The sequence below is a fragment of the Lutibacter sp. genome (assembly GCF_016342705.1).
Lineage (GTDB): Bacteria > Bacteroidota > Bacteroidia > Flavobacteriales > Flavobacteriaceae > Lutibacter.
In genome coordinates this window covers 181,887-205,952 of record NZ_JAEINV010000003.1, presented here as the reverse complement: position 1 = coordinate 205,952, position 24,066 = coordinate 181,887, and the positions used below count along the sequence as shown (strand labels likewise).

The following is a 24,066-nucleotide window of genomic DNA, read 5'->3' as shown; positions in this document are numbered from 1 at the left end:
AAATTTATATTGTGTTGAAATCCCTTTTAAAACCAGTACTATTTTGTGTGCTATTTATCTATTGGAGTCCTAAAATTATCGCACAACAATTTGAATTAAAAATTCATTCAACTGATAGCATCCAAAACAACGAATTTGAAGGTGTTTTGTACAACAACAAACCTACTTCTAAAAAAGAAGCACTATCAGAAGTAAAAATGTTTTCTGAAAAATTACATAAACTTGGCTACCTACATAATAAGTATTCATTTACACAACTAGATTCTATTTTTATAGCTGAATTTAGTTTAGGAACAAAAATTGAGTTCACAAGGATTTATTATAAAGAGAATGTAGATCCTAATTTTTTAAAAAAAATTACTTCAAGTTTTAACGCTACTTATTTTGAAATACCATTTTCTCAAACCGAAGCAACTATAAATTCCATCGTAAATTATTTTGAAGAGAATGGTAACTCATTTACGGAAGTATCATTAATTAATCAAACCATATTAACTAATATTTTAACCACAGAACTTTCAATAAATCAATCCAAAGAAAGAACTATTGACAGAATTGTAGTAAAAGGGTATGATGAATTTCCAGAGAAATACTTCAAAAATCATTTTGAGTTAAAACCTAAATCAACATTTAACATTAATACGCTCAATAAACTTAATCAGCAACTAAGCAACCTTTCTTTCGTCACAAAAATCAAAGCACCTGAAGTTCTTTTTACAAAAGATTCAACACTGGTATATGTTTACCTTAAGAAAAAATCAAACAATAAATTTGATGGAATCCTTGGTTTTTCAAATAATAAAAATAGTAATAACCTACAATTAACTGGAAATATAAACATTGCATTAAACAACACCTTTAATAAAGGAGAAGTGTTAACACTCTCCTGGAAAAGCAGTGTAAATGAAAATATATCTTTTGAAAGTAGTTTTTTTACACCATATATATATAACTCAAAACTTAGTCCTTTCTTAAATTTTTCTATAATTAAACAAGATAGCACTTTTACCAATGTTAAAGCATCTATAAAGCTTAATTATCAAATTAATAAATCTCACAGTTTTAATGCGCTAATAAGAAACGAAAATTCAAGTACAATCTCAGCGAATAATACAACTACAATAAAGAATTTTAAAAAATCAATTATTGGAATCTCTTATGCATTTAATACTAAAAATTATAATAGTCCTTTAGCATTAGAATTTGGCTACCTGATTGGATCAAGAAAAACAGATGCTACCACTATAAACCAAAAAAATATTGAATTGTTAGGCAACTACACCCTCTCTTTAACAACAAAAAGTTCTTTACTACTAAAACTACAAAGTGAATTATTATTCTCAAAAAACATTCTTGAAAATGAACTTTTTAGAATTGGTGGCGTAAATTCCATTAGAGGTTTTGATGAGTTAGCCATTTTGGCATCTAAATATAGCATCATAAATTTTGAATACCAGTATCAATTGAATGATTCTTCTAAAATATATACAATTACGGATGTTGGTTACCTAGAAAATTCAATTATAAATCAAACTTCAAAGATTTACAGTGTAGGAATTGGATACTTTTTCATTACTGAAAAAAGTAGGACAAATTTAAGCTACGCTTTGGGTAAAAATTCAAAAACCCCTTTTAAATTAAATAATTCTAAAATTCACTTAAAGATTACCTACTTTTTTTAAGGATATACCAACAGAAATATCTAAAAATGCATATTCTGCAAAAACCAACTATTGTCATTTATTGATTATTTGTTAACATTTAAAGCCTTTTATTTAAGCAATTTTAACATATTTTAAGACTTTAACATCGAAATGTTAGGAATATTAATAAATTATTAAGATTTTTGGCAAGATTAATTCAAATAATTATATAATGAAAACAAAGTTTAATGGTTTTTTAACGCTACTATTAGCGTTTATGTTGCAAATATCGTTTGCACAAGAAAAAACTGTTACAGGTAAGGTTTCCGATGCAAGCGGACCGTTACCTGGAGTAACAGTTATTATTAAAGGTACCAAAACAGGTACTCAAACCGATTTTGACGGTAATTATTCAATAAAAGCAGCAGCAGGTAACATCCTGCAGTATAGCTTTATTGGATTACAAACTGTTGAAAAAGCTGTAGGTGCTTCGGCAACTATAGACATCATAATGAGAGAAAGTGCTGAAGCACTTGAAGAAGTTGTGGTGACAGGATTTGGTAGAAAAGTTGAAAAACGTTCTGCAACATTTGCTGTACAACAAGTTGGAGGAGATGAAATGACTCAAGCAAGAGAAACTAACATTGTAAATTCTTTATCTGGTAAAGTTGCCGGTGTTCAGATTACAAATAGTTCTGGTGCAGTTGGTGCTTCTTCAAGAGTTGTATTAAGAGGTGCAAGTTCTATTACTGGTAACAACCAACCACTGTACGTTGTAAATGGTGTACCATTAGAAAGCGGAAACTTCGGTAACGCAGGTTCAGGTGGTGGTGCAGATTTACCAAATGGTGTGTCTGATATCAGTCCTGATGATATTGAATCTATTTCTGTTTTAAAAGGTCCTGCAGCAGCTGCACTTTACGGTGTTAGAGCAGCAAACGGGGTAATTCAAATTAAAACAAAATCTGGTTCAAAAAGTAAAGGATTAGGAATTACTTTTAACAGCACTATGTCTGTTGAAACTCCTTTAATGTTGCCAAATTATCAAAACTCATATGGTCAAGGTGGAAATCATGATTATTTTGAGTGGATAGATGGACAAAATGGTGATGGTGGTGTTGACGAAAGTTGGGGACCTCCTTTAGACACTGGTTTAGAGTTTGTTCAATGGAATTCATATACTGTTGGTGGCGCTCCGCTTCCTTGGGTTTCACAGCCTGACAATATTAAAAATTTCTACGATGATGGTATTACTTTAAATAACAGTTTGTCATTTTCTGGTGGTGCTGAAAACATTGGTTATAGATTATCTATAAACTCAATGGATCAAACAGGTATGGTTCCAAATACTGATTTAAGTAGATTTTCAGTGGGTGGTTCTTCAACATATACAATGTCTGATAAATTAACAACTTCTTTAGATGTTAATTATACACGTTCTAAAAGTGACAACTTCGTAACGCAAGGATACAACAATGAAAATCCAGTGCAACAAATGATTTGGGCAGGTAGAAACGTTGACTTCAGTTTATTAAAAGATTGGAGAAACTTACCATTAGCTCCTGTAGGAACAGCTGCTGAAGGAACTCCAATTAACTGGAATACAGTGTTCCAAAACAACCCATACTGGGTGTTAGATACTAACACAAGAGAATATTACAGAGATAGAATTGTAGGAAATATAGCAATGAACTATGAATTTAGTGATAAATTTTCCGTTTCTGGAAAAGTAGGAACTAACTTCTGGAACATGAGACAAAACAGAAGACAGGCTTTTGGAAGTAATGAAGCTCCAAATGGTTCTTATTCTGAAACTAACCGTAGTTATACTGAGACAAACACTGAGTTAATTGCATCTTACAATACTAAATTAACTGAAGATTTAGATTTTGAATTTAGCGCAGGTGGAAATTCCATGTACAGAAAATCTGAATTAGCTTACACACTTGCTCCTCAATTACAATTGCCAGGATTATACAATGTGAGCAATTTAAGAGCAGGAAGCAGCTGGACAGTGAGCAATTCATTCTCAGAACAAAAAATTAATAGTTTATTTGGTTTTGGTAAATTCTCTTATAAAGATTACTTATACTTAGAATTTTCAGGAAGAAATGACTGGTCTAGTTTATTACCAACAAGTAATAACTCATTCTTCTACCCTTCTGTAACAGCAAGTGCTGTAGTTTCAGATATGGTTGATTTAAATTCAGAAGTTATCAATTTCTTAAAAGTAAGAGGTGGATGGTCTGAAGTTGGTGGTATTGGTGCTTTAAGCCCATATAGCTTACAACCAACTTATTCATTATCAACTGAGACTTGGGGTGGTAATTCAGTTGCCTTTTTACCTGGTCAGTTGAATAACCCAAATATTAAATCAGAAACTACTACTGGTACTGAGTTTGGTTTAGATATTAGATTATTAAATAGTAAAATTCGTTTTAACGCCACTTACTACGATCAAACAAGTAAAGATTTAGTGGTACCAGTTCAAGTAACTGCATCTTCTGGATATACGAGTGCCGTTCAAAACGTTGGTGAATTAAATAATAAAGGAATTGAATTACAATTAGGAACTACTGTTGTTGAAAAAGGTGATTTCAGATTTGATTTGGATTTAAACTTTGCTAAAAACAAAAACACGGTGGTATCATTAGGTGGTTTAGAATCTTTAGTTCTTGGTGGACAATGGTCTATGACTTTAGAAGCTAGAGAAGGCCAACCATATGGTTCAATTGTAGGTACTTATTTTGACAGAAGCCCTAGCGGTGACGTAATTTACGAAAATGGTTTACCTAAAATTGCATCTGGAACAAAAATATTAGGAAACATTACTCCAGACTGGACAGGTGGTGCTAACTTTACATTTACATACAAAAACTTAAGTTTTAATGCTTTAATTGACGCTAAAATTGGTGGTGATATTCATACAATGACTTATACTTGGGGTAGATACGCTGGTATATTAGCTGAAACTGCTTTAGGTAGAGAAACTGGAGTTGTTGGAGATGGTGTTATGTTAGACGCTTCAGGAAACTATGTGCCAAACACAGTTGTGGTACCTGCAGAAAATTATAACAAAAGAGCGTATTCTAACAGTATTGTAGAAAGCGCTGTATTTGATGCTTCATATGTTAAATTAAGACAATTAATGCTTACATATAAATTACCAAAAGCACTGACTGCTAAAACATTATTTACTGATATTAATTTCTCATTAGTGGGTCGTAATTTAGCTATATTGCATAAAAATGTTCCTCATATTGATCCAGAATCATCTTTTAGTGATGACAATGCTGAACAAGGACAGGAATTTGGACAATTGCCTTCTGCAAGAAGTGTTGGTTTTAACTTACAATTAAAACTATAATCTAAATTATATAAAAATATTTAATCATATGAAACGATTTAAAATTATAACAATCTTATTATTCAGCTTACTAGTTTCTGTAAGTTGTGATAATGGATTTGAAGAAATAAATACAGATCCTAACAATCCTGTTGCGGTTCCTTCGGACCTATTAATTCCAGGAGTTGTTAGAGGCGCAATGAACAGATCTTACAGTACATTTGTAGGAGGTGATATGGGAGCTTGTTGGTCACAACAATTTGCTAAAGTACAATACAACGATGAAGAAAGATACCAACCACGTCAAGGGGTAATTACTCAGGTTTGGGATGATTATTATTCTGTTGTTATTTCTGATGCTGATGCAATGTACAATATTGCCGTTGCTGAAGAAAATAATAATATGCAAGGTGTTGCTTTAACTTTACAAGCCTATGGATTTGCATTTTTAACAGATGCGTATGGAGATATTCCTTTTTCAGAAGCTATTAAAGCTGATGAAGGTATTATAGCACCTGTATATGATAGCCAAGAAGATGTTTATGCTGGTATTTTAACAATGTTAGATAACGCTATTGCATTACTTGGAACTTCAGGTACTATTAACAGTACAAATGATATTTTATACGGTGGAAATGCTGCAAAGTGGAAAAAATTTGCGACCTCTTTAAAATTTAGAGTATTAATGAGAGCATCAGGTAAAATGGATGTTGCCTCACAATTACAAGCTTTAAAAGCTTCAGGTAATTTATTTAGCAGCAATGATGACGAAGCTAAATTAGTGTATCTAAGTGCAAACCCTAGTTCTAACCCATTATACGAATCAATCGTTTTTGGAACAAGAGGTGAATGGAAAGTAAACTCAGTCATGGTAGATATGTTAATAACTGCTAATGACCCAAGGTTAAGTGTTTATGTAGCTAAAAACGGTGCAGGAGCTTACAGAGGAAAACCTTCTGGATATGTAAATGTCCCTAATGATGATTATAACTACGACAACGTTTCTCCATTAGGTTCTTTTTATTTACGCCCAGAATTACCAGGCTATTTTATCTCAAATGCTGAGTTAAAATTCTTAATGGCTGAAGCTGTTACTAAAGGATATATGACAGGAGATGCTAATGCGCTTTACTTAGAAGGAATTACTGCTTCTTTAACTTATAACGAAGTTCCTAGCGCAAGTATTAGTGCTTTTTTAAACGAAAAATCTTTAAGTGGAACAAAATCTCAAGCATTAGAGCAAATTGCTACTCAAAATTGGATAGCATTATTTAGCCAAGGAGTTGAAGCTTGGACAGAATGGAGAAGAACTAAAATACCTGTTCTTGCACCGGCATTTGAAGCGGATTTAACACAAATTCCTTCAAGATACAATTATCCAACTACTGAAAGTTCAATAAACAAAGCTAATTATGAAGCTGCTGTAGCTTCACAAGGTGCCGATTTATTGACAACACCAATTTGGTGGATGAACTAATCTAAAATTTTAAAATTAAAGTATGAAAGCAATAAAAACTTTAAGCATCTTATTTCTATCATTAATTACATTCTTTGCTTGTAATGATGATAACTTAAATGTTGACAATCCTGACGGAAACATTGTTGAAGGTGGTCTGTTAGATGTAAAGAATACTTCAATAAACTACGTAGTTGGTAACCCTGGGCCTTACACGGCTAGTATGAGAGTATACCAAGGCGCAGTAAAAACAACAAGCATTAGAGTTGCTAAAACATTTTATAGCGGTTCTTTTGTTTCCAACACAATAGAAGAGTTTAAAACTATTGGAATTTCAGATACTAACCAAAATAGTTTTGCTAGTTTTAGCTTTACGTTCCCTGAAGCAATTCAAGGGTTAATTGGAGCTAACGGAGCACCATTATCTTCAAACGACGGAGATTACCAAATTGGAGATTATTGGAAATTTGACTATTATGTTACTACTAGTGAAGGCGAACATTTAAATTACGCAAGTACTAAAGCAACTATTTCTACAAGATTTGCAGGTACTTATAAAGTTGTTGAAAGTGCTTATTGGAATTCAGGTGGTTACCAAGGCGACTGGAATGGTGATGAATTTGTGATTGAATCTATTGACGCTAGTATTTATAAGCATAACGGTTTAGCGTTTTGGGCGGACAATACCTATTATTTCACAGTAGATAATGCTACTGGTGCAATCCAAGTTTTAGGTCAAGATTTAACTGGTGCAGATGTACTATTAAACGGTTCTCCAATTATGATTTCTCCAGGCGGAAGTTACAACTTCGAATCTTTAACACCAATTAACAAAGCTACACCAAATGATGTAACTGGTGAAGACACCCTTGAATTCACAACAGGTTATTTTAGAGGTGTTGGTGCAACAAGAGAATTTTACGAGAAAATGGTAAAATTAGTAGACTAATTATTAATATTAAAAAATATAAAAATGATAACAAAAAATTATAAAAGTATTTTTTCTTATATAGCTGCTTTTACCGTAGGATTTTTTATGGTAAGTTGTGACCAAGAAGAAAATACTGGTTTGGCAACGCTAACACCAACGTCACCAGATCTAACGGTGACTACACAAGTTAGCAGTAAAAGCTTAATTGAAAATAATGATGTGTATACATTTACAGCTACCTTAAGTCAAGTTCAGCTAGTAGATACAAAATTGTATATCAATCAAGTTGGTGGAGACGCTACTATGGGAGATGATTTTGAAGTAACAGGATATATTATTATTCCTGCTGGATCATTAACTGGAAAGGGTTCCATTAAAATAATTGCTGATGAATTGTATGAAGAAACCGAAACTGTAAAAATTCAAATTGGAGATGAAAGAACTGCAAATGCAAAATTAACTCCTGCAACAATGGATTTTACTATATTAAATTATACAGATGGAGATTTAGCAGTTGATTTAAGTTGGGAACTTGCTTCTATAGCAACAGATAATGCTGGTAACGAATTTGATCCTGAAGATTTCGCTGATATGCGTTTATTAGTTTCATCAACACCAAATAACTTAAATGTTGTAAAAGAAGCTGATGGAAGTGGTTTTGAAAGTTTAGTAATCCCTTCATCTCTTGCTAGTGGTACATATTACATAGTTGCTGATTTTTATGATGCAAATAGTGATATTCCAAGAGATTTAAACTTAAATGTAGAGTTTAATCAAGCAGGTGTTATTAACGGTAGTACGGATTCTTTTTCAGGGGCTATAAATACTGCTGATGTGTGTGCTAATAATTTTTATGTACTTACAAAAATTGTAAAGTCATTAAATTCATACACAATTACAAGAGAAGCTATTAACAATTTTGAAAATCAAGTTGTAACTTGGGATGGTACTGATGCTGATTACCCAAGTGAAGTTGCAACAGGTGTTGATTGTTCTGGAAAATTAATTTCAGGATTAAACGCAGGTTGGATGTTAGATTTTTGGGGTGAAATAGTAGTAGATGCTGGAAATGTATACTATACTGTAAGTTCAGCTGGCGTTGTAACAATTGCAAAACAATTTTTATACACAACTACTTATAATGGTGCTGTACAAGATGATTATTATATTACAGGTACTGGAACATATAATGCATCAACTGGAACTTTAAATATTCAATATTATTTAGACCAAGGAGGTTTCTCTCCAAGTAATTGGGCTTTTAATAATGGCTACCAAAGTACACCTTACTTTGCAGCAACTTTAACAGTTGCTCCATAAGTATTAAATACTAAGCAAATAAAAAAGCCATCGATTAATATCGATGGCTTTTTTTGTTTAACTTAACATACTTTACAAAGAGTAATAATAGTTAACAAACTTAACAACTTCTAACTCCTTTTTTAAATTCATTTTATGTTGTGATAAATATTGTGAAACGAGTTTAGAATGTTCATTTAAAACGTTTAGTATACTTTTTTTATTTAAAGAAACCTTTTCATATAAACCAGAATGATTTTTAATAAAATAGGTCACTTTATCTTTATATTCTAAAGGTATAAAATTCATGGGTTGGCTCCCTTTACTTTTACTAGCGTCATACAAATATTTAGTGCTTTGCTTCAGAAAATAATTTTTATTTTCTAAATTAAACACAATTTCAAAATATTTTCCAGGAACCATTTCATTAAATTTTGAATTATCTAACTTCACAAAATCATGTTTTACGCCACTCTTAGCATCTATAAGTGAAAAACCAGTTAAGGAATTATCATAAATTTCAATAATTTCATTCAAATTCTTCATATTTTTAATTAACACCCTATCATTATATGCATCATATTTAACAAAATCTTGCACAGAAAATATACTATCGTTCAACACTAACATTCCTTTATTCCACTCATTATAAATATAAAGTTCTCCTTTATAATCATTGGTCTGTTCCAGAATGATACGCCCTCCTCCTTCTTGAAATAGGCTCAATGGATTTTGACCTATTGATAATGAAGATATTAAAACAACTACTGCAAAAAAAACTTTTCTCATATTTATAAATTTAAATTAAAATGACTTGTAATATTTTAGTAAAGTTAACTAAATAAACTATGCCAACCCAAACGCAACCTTTTCAAAATATGAACATCTTTTTAATACTTGATTAATATACATCTTATTTAATTACTACTCTTTTTAACAAAAAATTAGGTATTTTAATATTAATTTAAGATTTTTGGTAAAAATTTAATTCAAACAATTATATAATGAAAACAAAGTTTAATGGAATTTTAACACTAATTCTAGTGTTACTGGTGCAAATTTCTTTTGCACAAGAAAAAACGATTTCAGGGACAGTTACGGATGAAAGTGGTCCACTTCCTGGAGTGAATGTTATAATCAAAGGCACAAATAATGGTACTCAGACTGATTTTGATGGAAAGTATTCTATCAAAGCAAAATCAGGTGATATTATAGTTTTTAGCTATGTTGGTATGACAGCTGTTGAAAAAACAGTTGGTTCTGGATCAATTATAGATGCTAAATTAGAGGGTTCCAATCTTTTAGAAGAGGTTGTAATTGTTGGTTATGGTACATCAACAAAACAATCATTTACAGGTACAATTAAAACAGTTAAAGCTGAAGATTTAGAAATAAAATCAGTTTCTAACGTTTCACAAGCTTTAGCGGGTGAGGTTTCTGGGGTACAAGTAATAAATACTTCTGGACAACCTGGTACAGCTTCAACAATTAGAATTAGAGGTTTTGGTTCTGTTAATGGTAACAGAGATCCTTTATATGTTGTTGATGGTATTCCTTTTTCAGGAAGTATCAACTCTATTAACCCTGCAGATATTGAATCAACATCTGTACTTAAAGATGCAACTGCAACAGCTATTTACGGTTCTAGAGGAGCAAATGGTGTAATTTTAATTAATACTAAAAGAGGTAAATCAAATTCTTCTGCTATTGAAGTAGATGTAAAAACAGGTATTAACGTTAGTTTATTACCTCGTTATAGTACTATTAAATCGCCTGAAGAATATATCGCTTTAAGTTGGGAAGCACTTTATAACAAAGGTGTTGCTACTGGTGAAGCTAATCCTACTGATTACGCAAATAACACTTTATTTTCAGGTGGAGGAATTGACCCTAAATACAACTTATGGAATGTTGATGGAGCAAATCTAATTAACCCATTAACTGGTGCAGTAAATGATAACGTTACAAGAAAATACGATCCGGAAAATTGGGAAGATTACGGTTTTCAAGATTCATTTAGAACAGAAGCTAACTTAAAAATGAGTGGAGGAAGTGATAAAACAAGGTATTTTTCTTCTTTCGGTTATTTAGAAGATGTTGGATATATTATTAATTCTGACTACAAACGTTATACTACTAGAATAAATTTATCTCATGAAGTGAAACCATGGTTAACAGGATCTGTAAACTTAGGTTATGCAATGTCTGAAACTAATAATAATGGACAAAGCTCAGACTCAGGAAGTATTTTCTGGTTTGTTGACAATATCCCTTCTATTTTCCCTTTATTCTCAAGAGATGCTAGTGGGAATTTTATTCCAGAAACTATTTATGGTGGAAATGAATACGATTATGGTGTTGGTAGAGCATTTGGAGCTTTAACAAATTCAATTGCAGATGCACACTATGATAGAAGTAGAGCTAAAAGACATGAATTAAATGGTAATTTTAGCTTTAACATAAAATTTAGTGATAAATTTACTTTTGAAAACTCATTTGGTGCTCAATACTATAATAACAAATACAATAGCTTAAACAATCCTTTTTATGGATCTGCAGCTGGTCAAGGTGGTTCAGTTTATAAAAGTGATACGGAATTATTGGCTTACAACTTCTTAAACTTATTACGTTATAAAAATAATTTTAATGACCATAGCGTAGAGGTTTTAGTAGCACACGAAAGTAATGCTTGGGAGCAAAAAAGGTTTACTGCCAGTATGGAAAAAATGGTGCATCCTGACATTGATGACTTAAACAACTTTGTAATTGTATCTTCTCCTCCAAGATCTTGGACAGACGAATCAAGTTTAGAAAGTTATTTTGGACAAGTAAACTATAATTTCCAAGAAAAATATTTTTTAACAGGTTCTGTTAGACGTGATGGTTCTTCAAGATTTATAGGTGATAACAAATGGGATACATTTGGTTCTGTTGGAGCATCTTGGATTTTAAGTAAAGAAAATTTCATGACTCAATATAGTTTAATTGAATTCTTGAAGTTTAAATTGAGTTATGGTTTAGTTGGAGAGCAAGCAGGTGTTGGATATTATCCTGGTTACACAACTTATAACGTAAACAACTTAAATGATGAAATTTCAATTTCTGAAAATCAAATTGGAAATCCTGATTTAACTTGGGAAACTTCAAAACAATTCCAAACAGGTTTAGAATTTAGTTTAGGAAAGTATGTTGATGCGGGTATTGATTATTACATTAAAGATACAGATAACTTATTATTTGACAGAAGAGTTGGTCCTTCAGTAGGATACGCACTTCAAACTGTAAATGATGGTCAATTACGTAACAGTGGTTTAGAATTTGATATCACAACTCATATTCTTAAAAAAGAAGATTACAGTTTAGACTTTACTATTAATGGTGAACTTTTAAAGAATGAATTAACTCAAATGCCGATAGACCCTGCAACTGGAGAGCCTAAATTGTTAGATATTAGCGGTTTATATGGTAGATCTACTGGACATTCTTTATATGATTTTTATACAAGAGAATGGGCTGGTGTTGATCCTGCAGACGGTACTGGTATGTGGTTTGTTTATTACAACGATGCCAATACAAATGGGGTAGTAGATTCAGGAGAGCGTATTAGTTCTTTAACAGAGTATATGGATGCTAATCCAGATAATGTTATTAGTAAAAGTACTACTAAAACATATTCTGATGCCACTCAAAAATATATTGGAAAATCAGCTATTCCTAAAATAAGAGGAGCGTTCAGATTATCTGCAACATTTAAAGATTTTGATATTAGTTCTCAATTTATTTACAGCCTTGGTGGTTATGCTTATGATGGTGCTTATGCAGGTTTAATGCACAACCGTACCATTGGAAATAACAACTGGTCTACAGATATTTATGACAGATGGCAACAACCAGGTGACATTACTAATGTTCCAAGATTATCAAGCAACTATGATACAAACGTAAATAGTTCTTCAACAAGATTTATTTCAAAATCTGATTTCTTATCATTAAACAATGTTAAAATTGGTTATACAATTCCTAAAGCTTTTGTTGAAAAAGCAGGACTTTCAAGTTTAAACATTTCTTTATCAGGAGATAATTTATTCTTCTTAAGTGAAAGAGATGGTTTTAACCCATCTACTGCTGAAACAGGTGGATCTGACACTTATAGATATTCACCATTAAGTACATTTACTTTAGGGGTAAGAGCAAAATTTTAATAACGTAACAAATTTTAAATTATGAAAAAATTAATAATATATTCACTTTCAGCTTTTGCTCTTTTAACAATTAGCTATAGTTGTAGTGAAGACTTTTTGGATGCAAAGCCTACTGAATTTTTGACATCTGAGCAAATTCAAGAAGCTAGTGCAAATAACCCAGACGTAATTGCTGGTAGTATGAAAGGTATTTATACCTTAATGTTCGAAACAGGAACTGGAGGAACAAATTTAGACCATGATGATTTTGGTCAAAAAGGATATGATATCTATAGTGATATGTTATCTGGTGATATAGCTTTATCAATTAGTACTTATGGATGGTATAGAACTGGAATTACAGAATTTCAAGCTACCACAGACTATACTAATATTGCAAATTACAAAGTATGGAGATATTACTATAGACTAATCCGTTCAGCTAACTCAGTTATTGACGCGCTAGGTGGAAATGATATAACTCCAGAATTGGATGCAAATAAACACATTATGGGACAAGCAAAAACAATGCGTGCTTACTGCTACTTTTATTTGACTCAATTTTTTCAAGAGAGCTATAACCCAGATGAATTAATATTACCTATTTATACAGATGCACTTTCTCCAAATCAACCAAAAAGTACATCTAAAGAAGTGTATGACTTAATTATAAAAGATTTAACAGAATCTATTACACTTTTAGAAACTTTTAATAGATCTGCTAAAAATGAAGTAAATAAATCTGTTGCACAAGCATTTTTAGCCTATACCTATGGAGCAATGGGTGGTACTGAAAATTATAAAAAAGCAAAAGATCTAGCTGCATCTGTAATTAACACTGGAGGATATACACTAATGTCTGCTGATGAAATCGCATACACCGGCGCTGGTGATGAAATTGGAGGTTTTAACGATGTGAACACTGCAGGATGGATGTGGGGAGTAGATTTAACTAGTGACAATGGCCTTGATTTAGTTTCTTGGTGGGGTCAAATGGATGCTTATACATATAGTTACCAATGGGCTGGTGATAGAAAAGCAATTGATGCTGGATTATATGCAAAAATACCTGCTGATGATGCACGTAAAAAACAATTTCACCCAACAACAACATCTTCATATTACTTAGTACCTTTAAACAAATTCTATGACCCAGCACGAAAAATTGGAGGGCAAAGAACAGTAATAACAGATTACCTTTATATGAGAGTTGCTGAAATGTATTTATTACATGCGGAAGCTGCTTCTAAATCTGGAGATGATGGTGCTGCAAGAACTAGCTTAAAAGCTTTGTTAAGTTTAAGAATTCCAAATACTTCATACGTGGATGGCCTTTCTGGACAAGCTTTACAAGATGAAATTTACTTACAAACCAGAATTGAATTATGGGGAGAAGGAAAAAGTTATTTAGCTATGAAACGTAATAAAGCTACAATTACTAGAGGTTCTAATCATTTATCAAATGTTGGTGTTGCAATTAGCTATGATGATGATAGATTAACTTTTGAAATTCCACAAAGTGAAGTTCAAAATAACCCTTTCATTGATTAATTTATTATAACATAAGCAAATCAACTTTTTAAGTTGGTTTGCTTATTATAAACTTTTTAAAACAATATATATTATGAAAAAAATTTCACTTTTACTTTTGATGACAATATCATTATTTGTTTTCAATAGCTGTGGAGACGATACTGAAACAACAGATGATTTGAATTTTGTGAGTTTTGAAAGTACTTCCTATGATTTTGGTGTAGCTTTAGATGGAACTACTTCACAAGAAGTTCTTGTATACTCAACACAAATTAAAGGTTCTGATAGAAATATCAATATAACAGTTGACACTGAAAAGTCTACTGCTGATCCAGCTTCTTATACTATTCCTTCTTTTGTAACTATTCCTGCAAAATCAAATGTTGGGGCACTTCCAATAACAATATCAGATATTAACATTGGTGATGCTGGAAAAAAATTAGTTCTTAAATTAAGTCAAGAATCTAATTTATTTGTTGGTAAGGATATTACAATTAACGTAACTCAAGTATGCCCATTTAATGAAGTTGTTCTAAACATTTTATTTGATGGTTACGGAAGTGAAACTACTTGGGACTTGAAAAATAGCTCAAATGTAGTTATTGCATCTGGTGGACCATACACTGATGGATTAGCTAGTGCTTCTGCTAAATTTTGTTTAGCAAATGGTACCTATTCATTTACCGTGAATGATGCTTACGGTGATGGACTTTCTTATCCTGCGAATGGAAAAGTTACCCTAATTAACAATGGTAATGTTTTAGCTGAAGTTATTGGAGACTTTGGTGCTTCTGCTACAAAAACTTTTACAGTAGGTAACTAATACGTTACTTTAAAATATTTTTAAAAAACCACCTCTAACGAGGTGGTTTTTTTATTCAAACAATATAGCTACATTTGCAGCATGGAAAACGAAGTTTCAAAAATATTTGGATTAAGAGCTGTTATAGAAGCTATAAACTCCGGCAAAACAATTAGTAAAGTTTTTTTACAAAAAGACTTAAGTGGTCATTTATTTTCAGAACTAAATACGCTTATTAAAAAAAATAATATTGCTAGTAGTTTTGTACCTGTAGAGAAACTAAACAGACTTTCTAAAAACAGTAATCATCAAGGGGTTGTTGCCCAAACTTCTGCTATTGATTTTATAGATTTAGAAGATTTAATTACGGATACTTTAGAAAAAACAACGACACCTCTATTTTTATTACTAGATAAAATATCTGATGTTAGAAACTTTGGCGCTATTATTAGAACGGCTGAATGTACCGGAGTAGATGGTATTATTATACAAAAACAAGGCAATGCGCCCGTAAGTGCAGATACTATAAAAACTTCTGCTGGTGCTGCTTTTAAAGTGCCTGTTTGTAAAGTTGACCACATAAAAGATGCTGTTTTTCAATTACAAGCAGAAAACATTCAAATTGTTGCTGCCACTGAAAAAACAGATCAGTTAATTTACGATGTTGATTTAACCTTACCTACTGCCATTATTATGGGATCAGAAGATAGAGGAATCAATCCATCCATTTTAAAAATAGTAGAGCACAAAGCTAAATTGCCTTTATTGGGTGACATTGAATCTTTAAATGTTTCGGTAGCTTGTGGTGCAATTTTATATGAAGTAACAAGACAACGCATAAAATTATAACAGGCCAAATTAAGCGTTACAACATTTAAAAATAGTTGCACAACAAAAAACAAAAGTTGCGCAACTTTTAAAATTAGTTGTGCAACTATTAAAATAAGTCGGGCAACTTTTTAATTGTATTCATATTCCTTTTAATCTTGTGGTTCTTGTACTTCCTCAGGTGGATTATAATTTCCGTTTTCATCAAACAAACTTTCAAATTCTTCATTGGGCGTAAATTCAAAAGTTTCTGGTTGCGGCCCTACCCTTTTAAACAATATTGCAAAAATTAAACCTGTTACAAAACCCGCTAAATGACCTTCCCACGAAATGCGTTCTTCTACTGGTAATACATACCAAATCATACTTCCATATAAAAATACAACGGTTAACGACAGTGCAATTAAGCGATAATATTTTCGGAAAATTCCACTAAAAAATATAAAGCTTACTAAAAAATAAATAACACCACTTGCCCCAATATGATTGGCTGGACGTGCAATGAACCACGTTAATAGTCCTGAGACCATGATACCTAAAATTAAAACTCTGTTCGCTATTTTATGATAGAAAAAATACAAACTCCCCAACATGACAAACAATGGCACTGAGTTGCTAAGTATATGGTTTATATCACTATGTATAAAAGGTGAAAAAAGAATGCCTCGCAATCCTACTATAGTTTTAGGATAGATTCCGAATTTATTGAAATTAAAACCAAAACCAATTTCAATGGTATAAACAAGCCAAATAGCCACTAATGCTGCTATTGGCACTGTAAAAGTTCCTTTTTTAATTTTAAATTGATGCTCTGACATTTAAAACCGTTTATTTTTTAGTATTTTAAATAATGCTAAATTTAAGAAATTATCTGCGTTAGGGATAGCAGTGGTATCCTTTTTTATTTTTTATAAAAAAGATTTAACGTATAGCCCGACACAAATGTAATGCAGTGTAACGCCCAAAGCATTTTTATTATTATTTTTACAGTATGAATGAACCATTGGCAGAACGTATTAGACCAAAATGTTTAGAGGACTATATTAGTCAACAACATTTGGTGGGTAAAAATGGTGCGTTAACGCAGCATATTAAACGTGGTATTATTCCTTCGTTAATTCTATGGGGACCTCCAGGCATTGGTAAAACTACCTTGGCAAATATTATTGCACAGGAATCTAAACGTCCGTTTTATAGTTTAAGCGCTATTAATTCGGGTGTTAAGGATGTACGTGATGTTATTGATAAGGCAAAACAAAGCGGTGGTTTATTTACAACTAAAAATCCTATTTTATTTATTGATGAAATTCATAGGTTTAGTAAATCTCAACAAGATTCTTTATTAGGTGCTGTTGAAAAAGGTTGGGTTACGTTAATTGGCGCAACTACGGAAAACCCGAGTTTTGAAGTTATTCCAGCGCTCCTATCTCGTTGCCAAGTGTATATTTTAAATTCGTTTAGTAAATCTGATTTAGAAGAATTATTAGAACGCGCTATAAAAACAGATGCTTTTATTGCCAAAAAGGAAATTAAAATTGAGGAAACAGAAGCTTTGTTGCGTATTTCTGGTGGAGATGCGCGCAAATTGCTGAATATTTTTGAATTGGTTGTGAATAGCGAAGATGAACCTATTACAATTACCAATGAAATGGTGCTTTCTAAAATTCAGAAAAATACGGTACTTTATGATAAAACTGGCGAGCAACATTATGATATTATTTCAGCCTTTATAAAATCGATTAGAGGAAGCGATCCGAATGGAGCTGTTTATTGGTTGGCCAGGATGATTGAAGGTGGTGAAGACGCCAAATTTATTGCCAGACGTTTGTTGATTTTAGCGAGTGAAGATATTGGAAATGCAAATCCGACTGCGTTAATTATGGCGAATAATACCTTTCAGGCAGTGAATACTATTGGCTGGCCAGAATCTCGGATAATTTTGAGTCAATGCGCAGTGTATTTGGCTACTTCAGCAAAAAGTAATGCTAGTTATGAAGCTATTGGAAAAGCACAGGCTTTGGTGCGTGAAACTGGTGATTTATCGGTTCCGTTACATTTAAGAAATGCACCTACCAAATTAATGAAAGAATTGGATTATGGTAAAAATTATAAATATGCACATAGTTTTGAAAACAACTTTGCGGAACAAGAGTTTTTACCTGATGATATAAAAAACACGAAACTATATGAGCCTGGAAATAATGCCAGAGAATATAGTATTCGTGAGTTTTTAAAAAAATTGTGGAAAAGTAAATATAATTACTAACGCACTCTTTTATATGTTTTTATTCCTGTAGCACTATCTACTTTTAAACTACCATCTGCGCTTAATTCTAACATTTGAGGTTGTTTGTACGCCGCATATTTAATAATAAAAATAGTTGGTTTTGAAGTTGGATATACTACTGCAAATTCAAAGTTTTCATCGCCTGCGGTAAATGCATAGCCTTCATCTGTTTTTAAAATTTTACAGCTCCCCCACTTTTCAACTTCGTATGTTCCTTCAATTGCTACTACTGGTTTAATTTCAATTTCTTTAATTTCTTCTTGAATTGGTTTTGTTATTGTTTTCTTTTTTTCAATAATAGGTGCTACCACTTTTATTGCCTGTGTTGTTTCTATCTTTTCTTCAACAACCACCACTTTTTGAATATCATCTACAGCCTCAACAACTTCTTTTACAATTGGTTTTGGAAGTGCTGTTTCAACCACCTTCACCTCTTGTTTTGTTTCTATTTGTGGCTTATTATATTCATAATTTAATGCTTCAATTTCTTCAAATGCCTCTCTAATTGCCTCATGATATGCTTTTTGATATTCTTTTTCTTTAGAATTTCCTTCTTCTGTTAAATACACTACATTATTGTAACAATCTACTAACTTTAATTGCATTTTGGTACGTAACATTCCGGAATTGTTTACTACCATTGCTTTTAAAGCCATACACGAATTATTTGCCAATTCAGCTGGTATGGTTTCATTGGTCATAAATACAGTAAAACCAGCTCGGTTAAATAAAAATTTGGTTAATGAATTTACTTGGTATGCATCTTCACTTTTTTGAAATTCATATTGTGCAGGTACTAGTATATATTTATAACTATTAAGATTGTTTTTTTGTGCGTAACTCACAGCTGAAATAGCCATTATAAAAGTTACAATTAAGAAAGATTTTTTCATTTTTATAAGTATTGTTTTATTTCTATTAATTTTGAAACTGATTTTATATTTTCACTCACTGGTTTTGAATTAAAATTACAATAAATTACATCAAAACCAACATTTTTTGCACCCATGATATCGGCTTCCCAATTATCACCAATCATAATAGATTCTGATGAAATCGCATTGGTTTGTTTTAAAGCATATTCAAAAATAACAGGGTTTGGTTTTTTTACACCTGCTTCTTCAGAAGTTATTGTTTTATCGAAATATTTTGTTAAACCCGAATTTTCAATTTTTTTAAATTGCACTTCATTAAAACCGTTGGTAATAATATGCAATTTATAATTAGGCTTTAAATGTTCTAAAATTTCAAACGTACCATCAAAAAGTTGATTGTTTTTTGGGAGGTATTCAATATAATCAACTGATAAATTATCAATTAATTCCATATCTACTTGATACTTAATTTTGGCAAATGCATCTCTTAACCTACCAATACGCAACTCTTCTTTACTAATACGTTCTTCTCTGTATAGTTTCCAATAGTTTTCATTAATACTACGGTAATAATTTAAAAACTTTTCTAAACTGGCATTTACGCCATATTTTTTAAAAATGGCTTCAAATGCAATATCTGAATTGGTTTCAAAATCCCAAAGTGTGTGATCTAAATCGAAAAATATGTGTTTGATGTTGTTCATAGGGTAAAAATATCAATATTAATTGATTTTGAATATATGATTTTAATTTAAAGTATATTTGAAAAAAATATTTTGGTGTTAAATCATTTCAAAAATATAAAAATAACATCTTTTCAAAAGGATATTCTTTCAATGTTTAGAGGAACTATAATTGCCCAAATAATTGGCGTTATTGGATCTATCTATTTAGCAAAAATTTATGGCTCTGAAGCTTATGGATTTTTTGGTCTATTTATTAGTATTTCAAGTGTCTTGACTATAATAAACACACTTCAGTTAGATAATCTAATAATTACTATAAAAAACAAAAATGAAAGTAAAAACTTAATGAACTCTCTTTTTATTATTAGTTTAATAATGGCATTTATTTCATTTATTATTTATATTTTTTTAGTTCAGTTTTTTGATTTAACATCATTAAACTTGAGTGTTATATCTCTTTCTATTTTAGCCTCAATTATATTCTCTTTTAATAAAATTCATGAGTCTTTTTTTACATTTAGAAAAAAGTTTATACCAATTTCAAATGCCAAAGTACTTATTGTTATTTTTAACATTTGTTTTCAGCTTGCATTATTTGTTAGATTTAATTTATCAGGGCTGGTGGTTGGTAACATTCTTTCAATATTTATTATAAATATTTATTATTTAAAGAAAAACAAAAAGTACTTTAATAAAATTGATATTGAACAATTAAAAAATAGCATCAAAACAAGTAAATCAATTTTAAAATATAATTTCCCTTCAACTCTTATTAATAGCCTCGCTATTAACTTAATGCCAATTTTAATAGTTACCTATTTTAATTTAAATGATTCAGGTGTTTACTTCTTAAGTTTAAAGTTATTAGGCACACCCCTTTTTTTAATTTCATCATCAATTTCACAAGTATATTATCAAAAATCTTCTGAAATGTTTTACACCTCAAAAGAAAACTTATTTGCTTTAACAAAAAAAATAGTATTAACAAACATAGTGATAATGATTATATTTATAATTTTAATAAATACTATTGGAATTTACTTTTTAGAACTTTTATTTGATAAAAATTGGGATGACTTAAGGCTATACACTTTAATATTATCATTTTTAATATTAGCAAGGTCATCGTTTAATCCAATCAGTAATATTATAATTGTACTCAATAAGAATCATGTGAGCTTAATATTTAACAGTTACTTATTATTTGTAAATTTAGCAGCTATTTTATTTGGCTATTTAAGTAATAGCTTAATAAATACAATTATTTTTCTATCTATATTTGGTGGTCTTGGATATATTGCATTGCTAATTTATTTCATGAAGAGATTAAAAGAATTAAAGTCATAACATGAATAAAACGACTAAATTTAAAAAAATTGATTTCCTTATTTTTGGATGGATTATTAATTTAGCCTATCCAGAATATTACAGACCAAAATATGATTACATAAAATATCGTGTCCTATTTTTTCATTATTTAATTCCACAAAAGCTATTTAGATTAAATCCCAAAGTAAAATGGCCAGTACATTTCACTTCAAAGGTAATAGATCATCAAAATATAAAAAAAGGCATTTTATGCGATCCTGGGGATAATTTAAACAATTATATTCAAGCTACAAACGGAATTTTTTTTGGAAACAACATTGAATTAGGTCCTGGTGTAAAAATAATTTCATCAAACCATGATACTTCTAATTTTAGAAAACATGTTAAATGCAGTCCTATTATTATTGGTGATAATGTTTGGATTGGTGCAAATAGTATTGTTTTGCCAAGCGTAGAAATTGGTAATAACGTGGTAATTGGAGCAGGAAGTGTCGTTGTAAAGGATATTCCCTCAAACTCAATTGCTTTTGGTAATCCTTGTCAAGTAATCAAAAAAAAGGAGGAGTATATAGAAGATTTTTCTAAAATTATATTTAATAAAAAAATCCCTAAAATTTACTCAGAATTTCTAAAATAATTGAATTGATTTTTGAAAACTAGAATACTCTTCCGTTTTCCCCCCAAAACTTTTATAAAAACTTGAAATCCCCTTTATCATAGAACCTTCAAAATCTAATACAAAATTGCTTAATGAAAACTCTTTAATTACATTGGCTAAAACTAAACTAATTACGTGATTTTTCTTGCCCATTTCAGTAGCAACGGAATACAAATAGGTTACCCTCGTATTATCCTTTAAAAACATTGAACCTCCTAAAAAATGATTATTAGCATCATAAACACCTAATAAAAAACCCGAATCATTAATTAAAACTATTTCTGAAAGACTTTTTAAGTTCTGATAACTTTTATTTTCAATTTTTAAATATGAATAATCGATTTTTCCGAGCAAAATAAGCTCATCAATGGTAGTGTTTTTAATAATAAATTTTTTATTATTAATTTGATTTAGACGGTATTTTCTATCCTTCCTAAAACTTTTAAGAAGTGTTTCATAAGGCTTATTCAAATCCAATACATAATTGATTCTCTTTTCAGTTTTTATTAAACTCACATTGTTTTGAGAATTAAACTGAATGGTAATTTTTTTAAATTTTTTAGGAATAGAATTTACAAACTCCTCCATAAGTGTTTCATGTACCTCAGCACTTGAAAAAACACCTAATTGCTGAGTCCAAGCTGGTGGATAAATATACTTTATAAAATATTTTTGTCGCCACGGTAATGGCATCACAGCTTCATAATCATTCAACACCAATGCATCCCAATTATCGGCTACGCAATTTAAATACCAACTATACGCATAAATTCGAGAATTTATTGCTGATTCAATACAAGCATCATACTTCTTAAAATCAATTTCATTGTTCTTTAAATATTGAATCATGCGGTTAACTCAACATTTGTTTATAAATGGTACTCCATCCTTTCCACTCCTCATTTTCACTCAATGTATTGTTATGAAACAAGCTAATAAACGTACCATTTACCTTTTGAACTTCATCTTTTAATTGTAATATTTTGGCTAAACTTTCTTCATTGGTTAATTTCATATAATCTTTTAAAGTTCCGTCCATAAATGCAAATGGGTACAATTTTAAAGGTGTTTGAATTTCAAAATCAAGATCATAAAAATAAAAAGGCGTACAAGTACTGGCTCTAAATCCAACAACTCTTGCATAACCCATGGTGTAATCTTCTTCAATATCTAAATCAATTAAATTTTGATAAGTTTCTGGAATGCTTAACCGTAAATAATGCTGTCTAGAAAAAGTTATTGGTGTATTAATTATATTTTCTAAACGCAGCTTTTCTTTCTTTAAAAGAGCGGCATCTGTATGAGAATAATATGATGGATGCAATCCAATTTTAGCATAGTCTGCAACAGATTTTACCAATGACCTATATTTATTATTTGAAGAGGAAATATTTTTATCAAACGTGGTATAATCGCCCACTAAAAAGAAAAAAAGTGTGGTTAAGTTTAATTCTTTTTTAATTTTTAAAATTTCGGAGAAGGTATCATATGGGTCTTGTCTAAAATTAAGAATTGTTAATAATCTATACCAAATATTTACAAATCTAAATTGAACAAAGTCTTTAAAAAACCCTCCAAAAGTTCTTATAACTCCTTTGTTTTTGTATGAAAACGCAATATCAACATCTATCGTTGATATCATATTAAATGACCTCTCTTTATACGTATAATTTGGAAACTTTTCTTTTAACAGCTCTAAAAATTTAAATGCCCAAATATCTACTACTGGTTTTTCTAAAAATCCATTTTCAAAAGCTAAACTTTCATTTGATGGAAATCGTTCATGAATATCTCTCACGTGAGGTAAATATTCTTCATATCTGCTAATTAAATAAAAACTTGCTGCAAAAATATCATAAGGAATTGATGAAAATTCACCTGCAGGAAAAAAACAAGGAATAGTATCCCATGTTAACACCTTAATATCTATATCATTAATTCCTTGTTCAAATAAAATATCATGACTTCTTATAAAAAACTCCGAACCTAAGGGTGATTTTGAATACGTTATTTTTGGCCCGCTATGAACCACAAACTCTTCAACTTTGGTGGTAAAACTTACTGGAATTTGTAATATTCTAACAAAAATATGTTTAAAAATATAATTGAGTCTTGGTGTAATTTTGTGTGTATAAACTAGGAGCATCTTTTTAAATAGTTGGTTATTTGTCTTAAATTAAATCAAAACTCATAATTTGTAAAAGTATTTTAT

General features: G+C 30.7%; 18 protein-coding genes. 12 read left to right on the top strand and 6 right to left on the bottom strand.

Going from position 1 to position 24,066, the window contains the following annotated elements; all coding sequences use genetic code 11:
- Positions 1-14: 14 nt before the first annotated feature.
- The 5 genes from JEY78_RS04470 to JEY78_RS04450 all read left to right on the top strand — a co-directional run bounded on the left by JEY78_RS04470 (position 15) and on the right by JEY78_RS04450 (position 8,696).
- Positions 15-1,682: a POTRA domain-containing protein gene (locus JEY78_RS04470; protein WP_291847167.1), complete on the top strand. Its 1,668-nt coding sequence runs from the start codon at positions 15-17 to the stop codon at positions 1,680-1,682.
- 193 nt (positions 1,683-1,875) lie between these two features.
- Complete coding sequence (locus JEY78_RS04465; RefSeq protein ID WP_291847165.1) at positions 1,876-5,010, top strand: SusC/RagA family TonB-linked outer membrane protein; 3,135 nt, start codon at positions 1,876-1,878, stop codon at positions 5,008-5,010.
- 28 nt (positions 5,011-5,038) lie between these two features.
- On the top strand, positions 5,039-6,466 hold the full coding sequence (locus tag JEY78_RS04460; RefSeq protein WP_291847163.1) for a SusD/RagB family nutrient-binding outer membrane lipoprotein: 1,428 nt from the start codon (positions 5,039-5,041) through the stop codon (positions 6,464-6,466).
- Between the two features lie 22 nt (positions 6,467-6,488).
- Positions 6,489-7,394: a hypothetical protein gene (locus tag JEY78_RS04455; RefSeq protein WP_291847161.1), complete on the top strand. Its 906-nt coding sequence runs from the start codon at positions 6,489-6,491 to the stop codon at positions 7,392-7,394.
- Between the two features lie 24 nt (positions 7,395-7,418).
- Positions 7,419-8,696, top strand: a complete 1,278-nt coding sequence (locus tag JEY78_RS04450) for a hypothetical protein (RefSeq protein WP_291847159.1) — start codon at positions 7,419-7,421, stop codon at positions 8,694-8,696.
- A gap of 72 nt (positions 8,697-8,768) precedes the next feature.
- Here the strand turns inward: JEY78_RS04450 and JEY78_RS04445 are convergent, their stop codons facing one another.
- Positions 8,769-9,464, bottom strand: a complete 696-nt coding sequence (locus tag JEY78_RS04445) for a hypothetical protein (RefSeq protein WP_291847157.1) — start codon at positions 9,462-9,464, stop codon at positions 8,769-8,771.
- Between the two features lie 215 nt (positions 9,465-9,679).
- Between JEY78_RS04445 and JEY78_RS04440 the strand changes: the two genes are divergently transcribed.
- From JEY78_RS04440 to rlmB, 4 genes are all read left to right on the top strand, one after another.
- On the top strand, positions 9,680-12,877 hold the full coding sequence (locus JEY78_RS04440) for a SusC/RagA family TonB-linked outer membrane protein (RefSeq protein WP_291847155.1): 3,198 nt from the start codon (positions 9,680-9,682) through the stop codon (positions 12,875-12,877).
- Between the two features lie 21 nt (positions 12,878-12,898).
- Entirely contained in the window at positions 12,899-14,407 is a 1,509-nt protein-coding gene (locus tag JEY78_RS04435) for a RagB/SusD family nutrient uptake outer membrane protein (RefSeq protein ID WP_291847153.1), read from the top strand.
- 73 nt (positions 14,408-14,480) lie between these two features.
- On the top strand, positions 14,481-15,212 hold the full coding sequence (locus tag JEY78_RS04430; RefSeq protein WP_291847151.1) for a hypothetical protein: 732 nt from the start codon (positions 14,481-14,483) through the stop codon (positions 15,210-15,212).
- A gap of 81 nt (positions 15,213-15,293) precedes the next feature.
- Positions 15,294-16,040, top strand: coding sequence for a 23S rRNA (guanosine(2251)-2'-O)-methyltransferase RlmB (gene rlmB / locus JEY78_RS04425; protein ID WP_291847149.1), 747 nt, complete (start codon positions 15,294-15,296; stop codon positions 16,038-16,040).
- Positions 16,041-16,171: 131 nt separating this feature from the next.
- On the opposite strand, the gene JEY78_RS04420 is transcribed toward rlmB, so the two are convergent.
- Complete coding sequence (locus tag JEY78_RS04420) at positions 16,172-16,837, bottom strand: rhomboid family intramembrane serine protease (RefSeq protein WP_291847147.1); 666 nt, start codon at positions 16,835-16,837, stop codon at positions 16,172-16,174.
- 173 nt (positions 16,838-17,010) lie between these two features.
- Between JEY78_RS04420 and JEY78_RS04415 the strand changes: the two genes are divergently transcribed.
- Entirely contained in the window at positions 17,011-18,285 is a 1,275-nt protein-coding gene (locus tag JEY78_RS04415; RefSeq protein ID WP_291847145.1) for a replication-associated recombination protein A, read from the top strand.
- On the opposite strand, the gene JEY78_RS04410 is transcribed toward JEY78_RS04415, so the two are convergent.
- Positions 18,282-19,199 (bottom strand): hypothetical protein, encoded by a 918-nt coding sequence (locus JEY78_RS04410; RefSeq protein WP_291847143.1) that lies wholly within the window; start codon positions 19,197-19,199, stop codon positions 18,282-18,284. The two genes, JEY78_RS04415 and JEY78_RS04410, sit on opposite strands and share 4 nt — an antisense overlap.
- A gap of 2 nt (positions 19,200-19,201) precedes the next feature.
- Positions 19,202-19,885: a YjjG family noncanonical pyrimidine nucleotidase gene (locus JEY78_RS04405; protein WP_291847141.1), complete on the bottom strand. Its 684-nt coding sequence runs from the start codon at positions 19,883-19,885 to the stop codon at positions 19,202-19,204.
- Between the two features lie 75 nt (positions 19,886-19,960).
- On the opposite strand from JEY78_RS04405, the gene JEY78_RS04400 reads away from it, so the two are divergent.
- Both JEY78_RS04400 and JEY78_RS04395 read left to right on the top strand, forming a co-directional pair.
- Positions 19,961-21,214 carry a lipopolysaccharide biosynthesis protein gene (locus JEY78_RS04400; RefSeq protein ID WP_291847139.1) on the top strand — a complete coding sequence of 418 codons (1,254 nt, stop codon included), beginning with the start codon at positions 19,961-19,963 and terminating at the stop codon, positions 21,212-21,214.
- Position 21,215: 1 nt separating this feature from the next.
- On the top strand, positions 21,216-21,833 hold the full coding sequence (locus JEY78_RS04395) for a DapH/DapD/GlmU-related protein (protein ID WP_291847137.1): 618 nt from the start codon (positions 21,216-21,218) through the stop codon (positions 21,831-21,833).
- Here the strand turns inward: JEY78_RS04395 and JEY78_RS04390 are convergent.
- Both JEY78_RS04390 and JEY78_RS04385 read right to left on the bottom strand, forming a co-directional pair.
- Positions 21,825-22,703, bottom strand: a complete 879-nt coding sequence (locus JEY78_RS04390; protein ID WP_291847135.1) for a hypothetical protein — start codon at positions 22,701-22,703, stop codon at positions 21,825-21,827. The two genes, JEY78_RS04395 and JEY78_RS04390, sit on opposite strands and share 9 nt — an antisense overlap.
- A gap of 4 nt (positions 22,704-22,707) precedes the next feature.
- Entirely contained in the window at positions 22,708-24,000 is a 1,293-nt protein-coding gene (locus tag JEY78_RS04385; protein ID WP_291847132.1) for a polysaccharide deacetylase family protein, read from the bottom strand.
- Positions 24,001-24,066 lie beyond the last annotated feature (66 nt).